Source organism: Pedobacter sp. UBA5917 (genome assembly GCF_002432345.1).
Taxonomy (GTDB): Bacteria; Bacteroidota; Bacteroidia; order Sphingobacteriales; family Sphingobacteriaceae; genus Pedobacter.
Map to the genome: position 1 here is coordinate 1 of NZ_DJDT01000104.1, position 8286 is coordinate 8286.

6 protein-coding genes are annotated in these 8286 nt (G+C 39.5%); 2 read left to right on the forward strand and 4 right to left on the reverse strand.

Annotated elements, in window-relative coordinates; translation table 11 throughout:
- Window positions 1–101 precede the first annotated feature (101 nt).
- Complete coding sequence (locus B2V92_RS06405; RefSeq protein ID WP_293305932.1) at window positions 102–782, forward strand: 3-keto-disaccharide hydrolase; 681 nt, start codon at window positions 102–104, stop codon at window positions 780–782.
- A gap of 42 nt (window positions 783–824) precedes the next feature.
- Here the strand turns inward: B2V92_RS06405 and B2V92_RS06410 are convergent, their stop codons facing one another.
- The 4 genes from B2V92_RS06410 to B2V92_RS06425 all read right to left on the reverse strand — a co-directional run bounded on the left by B2V92_RS06410 (window position 825) and on the right by B2V92_RS06425 (window position 6987).
- The gene (locus B2V92_RS06410) at window positions 825–1229 is read right to left on the reverse strand and encodes a DUF2809 domain-containing protein (protein WP_293305934.1); all 405 of its coding nucleotides are present in this window, start codon (window positions 1227–1229) and stop codon (window positions 825–827) included.
- Between the two features lie 73 nt (window positions 1230–1302).
- A complete protein-coding gene (gene odhB, locus B2V92_RS06415; RefSeq protein WP_293305936.1) occupies window positions 1303–2523 on the reverse strand; it encodes a 2-oxoglutarate dehydrogenase complex dihydrolipoyllysine-residue succinyltransferase in 1221 nt (406 codons plus the stop codon).
- Between the two features lie 182 nt (window positions 2524–2705).
- Window positions 2706–5501 (reverse strand): 2-oxoglutarate dehydrogenase E1 component, encoded by a 2796-nt coding sequence (locus tag B2V92_RS06420; protein ID WP_293305938.1) that lies wholly within the window; start codon window positions 5499–5501, stop codon window positions 2706–2708.
- A 211-nt stretch (window positions 5502–5712) separates the two neighbouring features.
- Window positions 5713–6987, reverse strand: a complete 1275-nt coding sequence (locus tag B2V92_RS06425; RefSeq protein WP_293305940.1) for a DASH family cryptochrome — start codon at window positions 6985–6987, stop codon at window positions 5713–5715.
- 170 nt (window positions 6988–7157) lie between these two features.
- On the opposite strand from B2V92_RS06425, the gene B2V92_RS06430 reads away from it, so the two are divergent.
- Window positions 7158–8060, forward strand: coding sequence for a TIGR01777 family oxidoreductase (locus B2V92_RS06430; RefSeq protein ID WP_293305942.1), 903 nt, complete (start codon window positions 7158–7160; stop codon window positions 8058–8060).
- Window positions 8061–8286 lie beyond the last annotated feature (226 nt).

Here is an 8286-nt window from a genome sequence, read left to right on the forward strand (position 1 = left end):
TCGTACCTCGCAATGACGGACTTAATCCGTTAGTTTCGAATCAGACAGCCATCACTACCTTATTCCAATTTTTTAAAATATATTTGGGAAAACCAAATATCATGAAATTACAGTATACCCTTTTACTGCTCATTACATTGAGCACCTCGGCCTTCGCCCAAAAAAGTCTTTTTAACGGGAAAAACCTAAACGGTTGGCACGTGGATGTACCGGCAATGGATAAAAAGCCAGATACCATTAATCCATTTATCGTACGCAATGGCTTGTTAGTAAGTTTAGGCACACCGGGCGGACATTTAATAACTGACAAAATTTATAAAAATTACCAGTTAACTGTACAATACCGATTTGCGGGCAAACCGGGTAACTGTGGTGTGCTGGTGCACGCATCAACACCGAGGGCCTTATATGGCATGTTTCCAAAATCGCTGGAAGTGCAGATGCAACATAAAGATGCAGGCGATTTCTGGTGCATTGAAGAAGACATTACCGTACCTGATATGGTTGCCAGACGCGGACCAAAAGAAAACTGGGGTGTAAATGGCGATAAACTACGTCGGATTAAAAACCTAACCGATGATAGCGAAAAACCTGTTGGCGAATGGAATACCATGGTAATCCAATGCCTGAACAACGAAGTGAAAGTTTGGGTAAACGGCGCATTGGTAAATTATGGTACAAACTGTACCGCAAGTAGTGGCCAGATTGCTTTACAGGCAGAAGGCAGTGAAGTAGAGTTTAAACAACTGGATTTGAAGCAGATTAAAGAATTGTCTCAATAGTTTTGTCTCAATTAATCTTTAGCTTTTACTTCTTTCTGATCGTCATGCTGAATTTATTTCAGCATCTTTCTGGCTTGATAGACCCTGAAATAAATTCAGGGTGACGACTATCAGGTAGCCTACAAAATAGGCTAAAAGATCATAAACGCTAAATGAAGTACCGAGCAAAGTACTCATCAGTTTATTGTTTTCCCAACCAAACCAGGTAACATAATGCACTGCCTGTAGAGACTCTATCACAAAAGAGAAAATCAATACACCTAAAGCAAGCTTTTTGTTATTGGTTTTTAAGAAGCCCCTGAAAAATGCATAAATCAATACCACAACTAAAACATCACCTCCAAAAGGCCGTATAAATGCATCGTGAAGATATTTACCGATTAAAACTTCGATAATAAAAATCGCCAGGAAAATGAGAAGGAACTTTAAATTGAACGTTAATTTCATTTTTTGAGCAAAAAAAAGAGAAGTCGAGTTATAAAAACTTGACTTCTCTGTAAATATAATTTTAGATCTTAAACTAAACGCCTAAAAGCAATCTAGCCGGGTCTTCTAACAATTGTTTCACACGAACCAAGAAACCAACCGACTCACGTCCGTCGATAATCCTGTGATCGTAAGATAAAGCAACATACATCATCGGACGGATCACCACCTCACCTTTTTCGGCAACCGGACGCTCAACAATGTTGTGCATACCTAAAATAGCCGATTGTGGTGCATTGATAATCGGGGTCGACATCATCGAACCAAATACACCGCCATTGGTGATGGTGAAAGTTCCACCGGTCATTTCTTCAATGGTTAATTTACCATCACGCGCTTTTAAAGCTAATGCCAAAACAGATTTTTCGATCTCTGCCAGGCTCATACCTTCTGCATTACGGATTACCGGAACCACCAAACCTTTTGGTGCAGAAACTGCGATAGAAATGTCAGCGAAGTTATTGTAAACAATTTCCTCACCATCAATACGAGCATTAACCGCAGGGAAATCTTTTAAAGCTTCGGTAACAGCTTTGGTAAAAAAGCTCATGAAGCCTAAACCAACACCATGTTTTTCTTTAAAAGAATCTTTGTATTTAGCACGCAGATCCATAATCGGTTTCATGTTAACTTCGTTAAAAGTAGTTAACATTGCGGTTTCATTTTTAACAGCAACTAAACGTTTAGCCACAGTTTTGCGCAATGGCGACATTTTTTCACGGCGCTCAGAACGTGGTCCCGCAGGAACAGCCGGAGCACTTGCAGCTTTAGGAGCTTCTGCTTTTTTACTGGCTTCAGCTTTAACAGCATCATCTTTAGTAATACGGCCATCAACACCAGTACCTTTTACTGCAGCGGCATCAATTCCTTTTTCTGCAAGGATTTTACCAGCGGCAGGTGATGGAGTACCTGTAGCATAGCTTTCGCCTGATTTTTCAGTAACAGGAGCAGAAGTTTTTTCTTCAGCTACAACTGCTTTTTCTTCAGCTTTTGGTGCATCAGCTTTCGCTGGAGCTGCACCGCCATCTTCAATTTTACAAACTACTGCACCAATGGCTAAAGTATCGCCTTCGGCTGCTATGGTTTTTAAAGTTCCTCCTTGTTCTGCGGTTAATTCGAATGTAGCTTTATCCGATTCTAATTCGGCAATTACTTCATCCATTTCAACAACATCGCCATCGTTTTTTATCCAGCGTGATAAAACAACTTCGGTTATCGACTCACCTACAGGTGGAACTTTTATCTCTAAACTCATTTTTGTAATGTTATGTTTTTATCGTTAAAGGTTGAAATGTTGTAAAGTTAGAATGTTGCAGGTACTTTAACCCTAAACCTCAAACCTTACGCCTTAAACCTAATTTTTATTGTTAAATGTTGTAAAGTTGGAATGTTCCGGATACTTAACCTTAAACCTCAAACCTTACGCCTCAAACCTCATTAATCGATCTGAACCAGTTTTTTTGTTGCTTTTTTAGCTATATCCTTCACATCTTCTGTTACCGATACTTCTAAAGCTTTAGCTAAAATATAAGCCTGTTGGTTAGCATGTTGTTTTGCAAAACCGGTTGCTGTACTGCTGCTTTCTTTTCTCGAAATTACATCGATACCTTTTAACGCAGTTTTATACAACTTGCGGAATAAATACGGCCATGCGCCCATGTTTTCTGGCTCTTCCTGTACCCAGAAAACTTCTTTGGCATTTTTGTATTTTTTCTGGATAGCTTCCATCTGATCAACAGGGGTTGGGTATAACTGTTCAACACGAACGATAGCCACATGTTTCAATTTATCGGCCTGTTGTTTCTCCAATAATTCGTAGTAAATTTTACCGCTACAGAACACAATACGCGTTACATCTGCAACTTTAACATTTACATCATCAATTACTTCTTTAAAACCACCTTCGGTAAATTCTTCCAATTTAGAAACACATGCCGGGTGACGTAGTAAACTTTTCGGCGAAAATACCACCAAAGGTTTACGGAAATCGCGTTTAAACTGACGGCGCAACACATGGAAGAAGTTTGCCGGAGTAGTACAATTTACCACCTGCATGTTATAATCTGCACAAAGCTCCATAAAACGCTCAATACGTGCAGATGAGTGCTCTGGTCCCTGGCCTTCGTAACCATGAGGCAACAACATTACCAAACCGTTTTCGCGCTGCCACTTGGTTTCGGCACTCGCAATGTACTGATCTACCACAATCTGTGCTCCGTTAAAGAAATCGCCAAACTGCGCCTCCCAGATGGTTAAAGCATTGGGGTTAGCCATGGCATAACCATATTCGAAACCTAAAACACCATATTCTGATAAGTGCGAATTGTAAATATCAAAAGGAGCCTGTTGGTCTGAAATATTTGCCAATGGTACATATTCTTCCTCGCTATCTTCAAGCGTTAATACTGCGTGACGGTGAGAGAAAGTACCACGCTCTACATCCTGACCGCTTAAACGAACGCGTTTCCCTTCTGATAACAAAGTACCATAAGCCAGCTGCTCGCCCATTGCCCAGTCGAAAACATGTGTTTCGTTAACCATTTTGGTCCGTTCAAGGAATAATTTTTCAATTTTCTTGAAGAACTTTTTATTAGAAGGTAAAGCTGTAATACGTTTACCAATTTCCAACAAAGTTGATTTTTTAACTGCCGTAACCGGAGAAGTTTCAAAATCCTGTGGAGTAGCAATACGCAAATCAGCCCAGGCACCACCAAATTTCACTTCGTTGTTTCCTGCTACAAATTCTTTTGCCTCATTTAAACGTTCCTGCAAAATTCCACGGAAATCTTTTTCCATTTCCTTAGCCAAACCGGCTTCCAGTTTACCTTCTTTGGTTAACTGTTCGATATAAATTTCCCTTGGATTAGGGTGTTTCTCGATGGTTTTGTATAATAAAGGCTGTGTGAATTTAGGTTCGTCAGACTCATTGTGCCCGAAACGACGGTAACAAAGAATATCAATGAAAACATCGTTTTTATATTTCTGGCGGTATTCCATTGCTAAATTGATGGCATAAACCAAAGCTTCAGGATCATCGCCGTTTACATGGAAAACAGGAGATAAAGTTACCTTCGCAATATCGGTACAATAAGTACTTGTACGTGCATCTTTATAATTGGTGGTAAAACCGATCTGGTTATTGATTACCAGGTGGATGGTTCCACCGGTTTTATAACCTTCAAGGCCTGCCATCTGAATTACCTCATAAACAATACCCTGTCCGGCAACCGAAGCATCACCATGGATCAAAATCGGCGCTAAACGGCTGTTATCGCCACCATATTTGAAATCGATTTTCGAACGGCTCATGCCTTCTACCACGCCATCAACTGTTTCCAGGTGAGATGGATTTGGACAAAGACTTAAGTGAACACTTTTACCTGCATTGGTCGTTACATCTGTTGAATAACCCAGGTGATATTTTACGTCGCCACCAAAAGGGGTATCAGGATTATAACTTTTGCCTTCAAACTCAGCAAAAATATCTTTATAAGTTTTTTGCATGATATTGGCTAGCACGTTCAATCTACCGCGGTGAGCCATACCGATAACAAACTCTTCGATTGCTAAATGGGCACCTTTTTCAATAACCGAATCTAAAGCAGGGATTAAAGCTTCCGCTCCCTCTAAAGAGAAGCGTTTCTGACCCAAGAATTTTGTTCCAAGGAAATTTTCAAAGCTTACCGCTTCATTTAATTTTTTAAGGATGCGTTTTTTCTCATCGATAGAGAAATTAGGCGTATTACGTGCACTTTCCATTTTTTGCTGAATCCAGTTCAACACTTCAGGTGTACGTAAAAATTTATATTCTGCACCGATAGAGTGTGCGTATGTCTGTTTTAAAAAGGCTACAATATCTTTCAATTTTGCGGCACCGATACCGATCTCTACACCAGAATTGAAAACCGTTTCAAGATCTGCATCTGATAATCCGAAGTTGGCAAGATCCAAAGTTGGCAAATGTTTACGTCTTTCGCGCACCGGATTGGTATGCGTAAACAAGTGACCTCGACTACGATAGCCATCGATCAGGTTTAAAACATTAACCTCTTTTAAAAAATGTTCAGGAGTTTCTGCGGTTACTGATGGGGCTTCGGATCCTCTTCCAAAATCAAAACCCTCAAAAAACTTTTGCCAACCAAACTCAACTGATTCAGGATCTTGTTGATACGATTGATATAAAGAATCTATGTATTCGGCGTTTGCGCCGTTAAGATAAGATAAACTATCCATTATTTACTGTTTACTATAAGCACTACAAAATTAGAATTTTACCTTATATAAAAGGCAAAAATCTCGATTAAAATACGATTTATTGAATGAGGGAATGATTGGATGATTGAATGGTTAAAATACAACTTAAACTGATTGGAAAATCTGCAAATTCAATCATTCAAAATTTACCCATTCAATCATTGAATAATCTCTCATTCAATCCTTACAACTATGATGCCCAAGTTAAAGCATAATTGCCTTTGGGATCGAGATTTTTTATATTTTTATCGAGATCGAAAACACTTTTTAATTTTTGATCGTTTCCTACCCCGGCCATATTTGCCCAATTGCCCCAGTTGCTTGCAGGATTATAATCAACCAGCTTTTCCTCAAAATATGCCGCACCGAAAATCCAGCTTACTTCCAGGTTATTAATGAGGTATAAAGCAGCAGTTTGTCTGGCAATATTGGAGATAAAACCGGTTTGGTTCAACTCCGTCATTACCGCATCTACTACAGCGAAACCGGTTTGGGCATTTTTCCATTTGTAAAAATTATCCTGCTCATTTTCGATATCAATAGGCCCCTGACTTCCAAATCCGTCCGGATTGAAAAATGTATTGCCGTATTTTTTGAACATAAAACGGAAATAATCCCTCCAAAGTAACCCAAGCAGAATATGGTTGAACATGGCTTTGGTGTTTGGCACACCTTCCATTTTTTTAATTTCCCAATATACTTTTCGTGGGGATAAACTTCCCATTGCCAACCAGGCTGATAATTTAGAAGCAAGGATTAAATTTTTAGTGGTTGCAGCCTGTTGCATGGCCACAATCACTTTCTGCAAATGTGCTAAACCTTCGGCTTCGCCACCTGTAAATTCAAAATCAGAACGCTGGTCTTTCTGTTGAGGCAAAAGATCAAGATCTTCTAATGATGATAAAGTTCCCCAATCGATTACTTCGGCCACATTAATCCTATCGGGCGCTGCAAAACAGGGCTTGATGATCGAATCGCGTTCAATTTTCTTTTTAAACTGGTTAAAAGCGTCGGGTATGTCCTTAATAGGGAAAGGTAAATCTTCTTTATTGTAGAGGGTATGACCGATAAAGTGTTTCAGGTTGATGCGTAATTTCCAAAGTGCATTTTCCACAAGGGTAGAAACATGGGTTTCTTCGCGGGCCACTTCGCGGTGATGGTATACTTCAGTAATCTCATACTCCTGTACCAATTGGGGAATGATATCTTCGGGATTACCTTCGGCGATCAGCAGGTTACCGCCAATCTGTTTTAAAGCGTTGCGCAAACCTAAAACGCTCTCTAAAATAAACTGCGCTCTAATGTTGCCGGTTTTTAATGTACCATACTTGGTTTCGCCAAAAGACCGGCGATCGAGAATGTAAACAGGCAAAATCGAATCGGATTTAGCAATTGCCTCCACCAGCATTTCGTTATCATGCAAACGGAGATCATTTCTAAACCAGACTAAAATTTTTTTGGACATCTTTGTTTCGGAAAGGGTGTAAGAACGCTTTACAAATTTATCTTATTTTTTGGCTCCATCAAATGCCTAAATAATTCTTTACAAATAGGTAACAAAAGAATTAGAACGCGATTAACATCTTTTTAAGGCCCTTCGAAAAAACCCTTTCGTATCTTTAGTGTTTTAAAAATATGGCAAAGAAGATTCTGATTACCGGGGCTACCGGACTTGTGGGCACTGAGCTAAAAAAACATTTACTGGGCAAAGGTTATATTGTTAATACGCTTTCGCGAAAAAAGGGCAAGGATACAAACAGTTTTGCATGGGATGTTTACAAAGGCATCATTGATGCCGACTGCCTTAATGGGGTAGATGCCGTTATCCATTTGGCCGGAGAACCTGTAGCCGATAAAAAATGGACGGATGAACGGAAAAAACAGATTATCGACAGTCGTGTTAAATCGACAGAACTGCTTTTTAAAACCATTAAATCCAGGCCCGACCATCAGATCAAATCTTTTATTTCTTCATCCGCAGTTGGTTTTTATGGCGATTGCGGCGATGAAATCTTAACCGAGGAAAGCTCCAGCGGATATGGCTTTTTGGCCGAATGCTGCAAACTTTGGGAAGATGCGGTAGATCAGGGCAAAAAGTTAAGTTTAAGGATTGTGAAACTCCGTACAGGGATTGTTTTCAGCAAAAAGGGTGGCGCATTGCCACAATTGGCCAAACCGGTTAAATTATTTGCCGGCACCGCTTTGGGTACAGGTAAACAATGGACACCCTGGCTGCATATTAACGATATGGTTGAAATGTACATTGAAGCGATTGAAAACGTTAAAATGGAAAACTGCTACAATGCCTGTGCACCTTTTCCGGTAACCAATAAAGCTTTAACCAAGGCCCTTGCGAAACAGCTCCACCGGCCGGTTTGGCCATTTAACGTACCTAAAAAAGTATTGGCCTTATTGTTGGGCGAACGTGTAGAAGCTGTTTTAATGAGCAATAACACCTCCGCACAAAAAATTTTAGATGCCGGATTTAAATTTAAATTCACACATTTGGAAGATGCTTTGAAGGATTTGTATAAATAGGTTTATTGGGTTAACTGTTGAAATTGGTTAACTGGTTAACTGCTAACTGTTAACTGCCAATTGAAAACTGTATTTACTGGTTAATCGGTTAATTGATGCGAAACGCTTTATTGTTGAATTGCTTGATTGTTAACTGCCAATTGAAAACTGTATTTACTGGTTAACTGTTCAAATTGGTTAATCGGTTAATTGTTAACTGCAAATTGCCAATTGAAAACTGTATTAC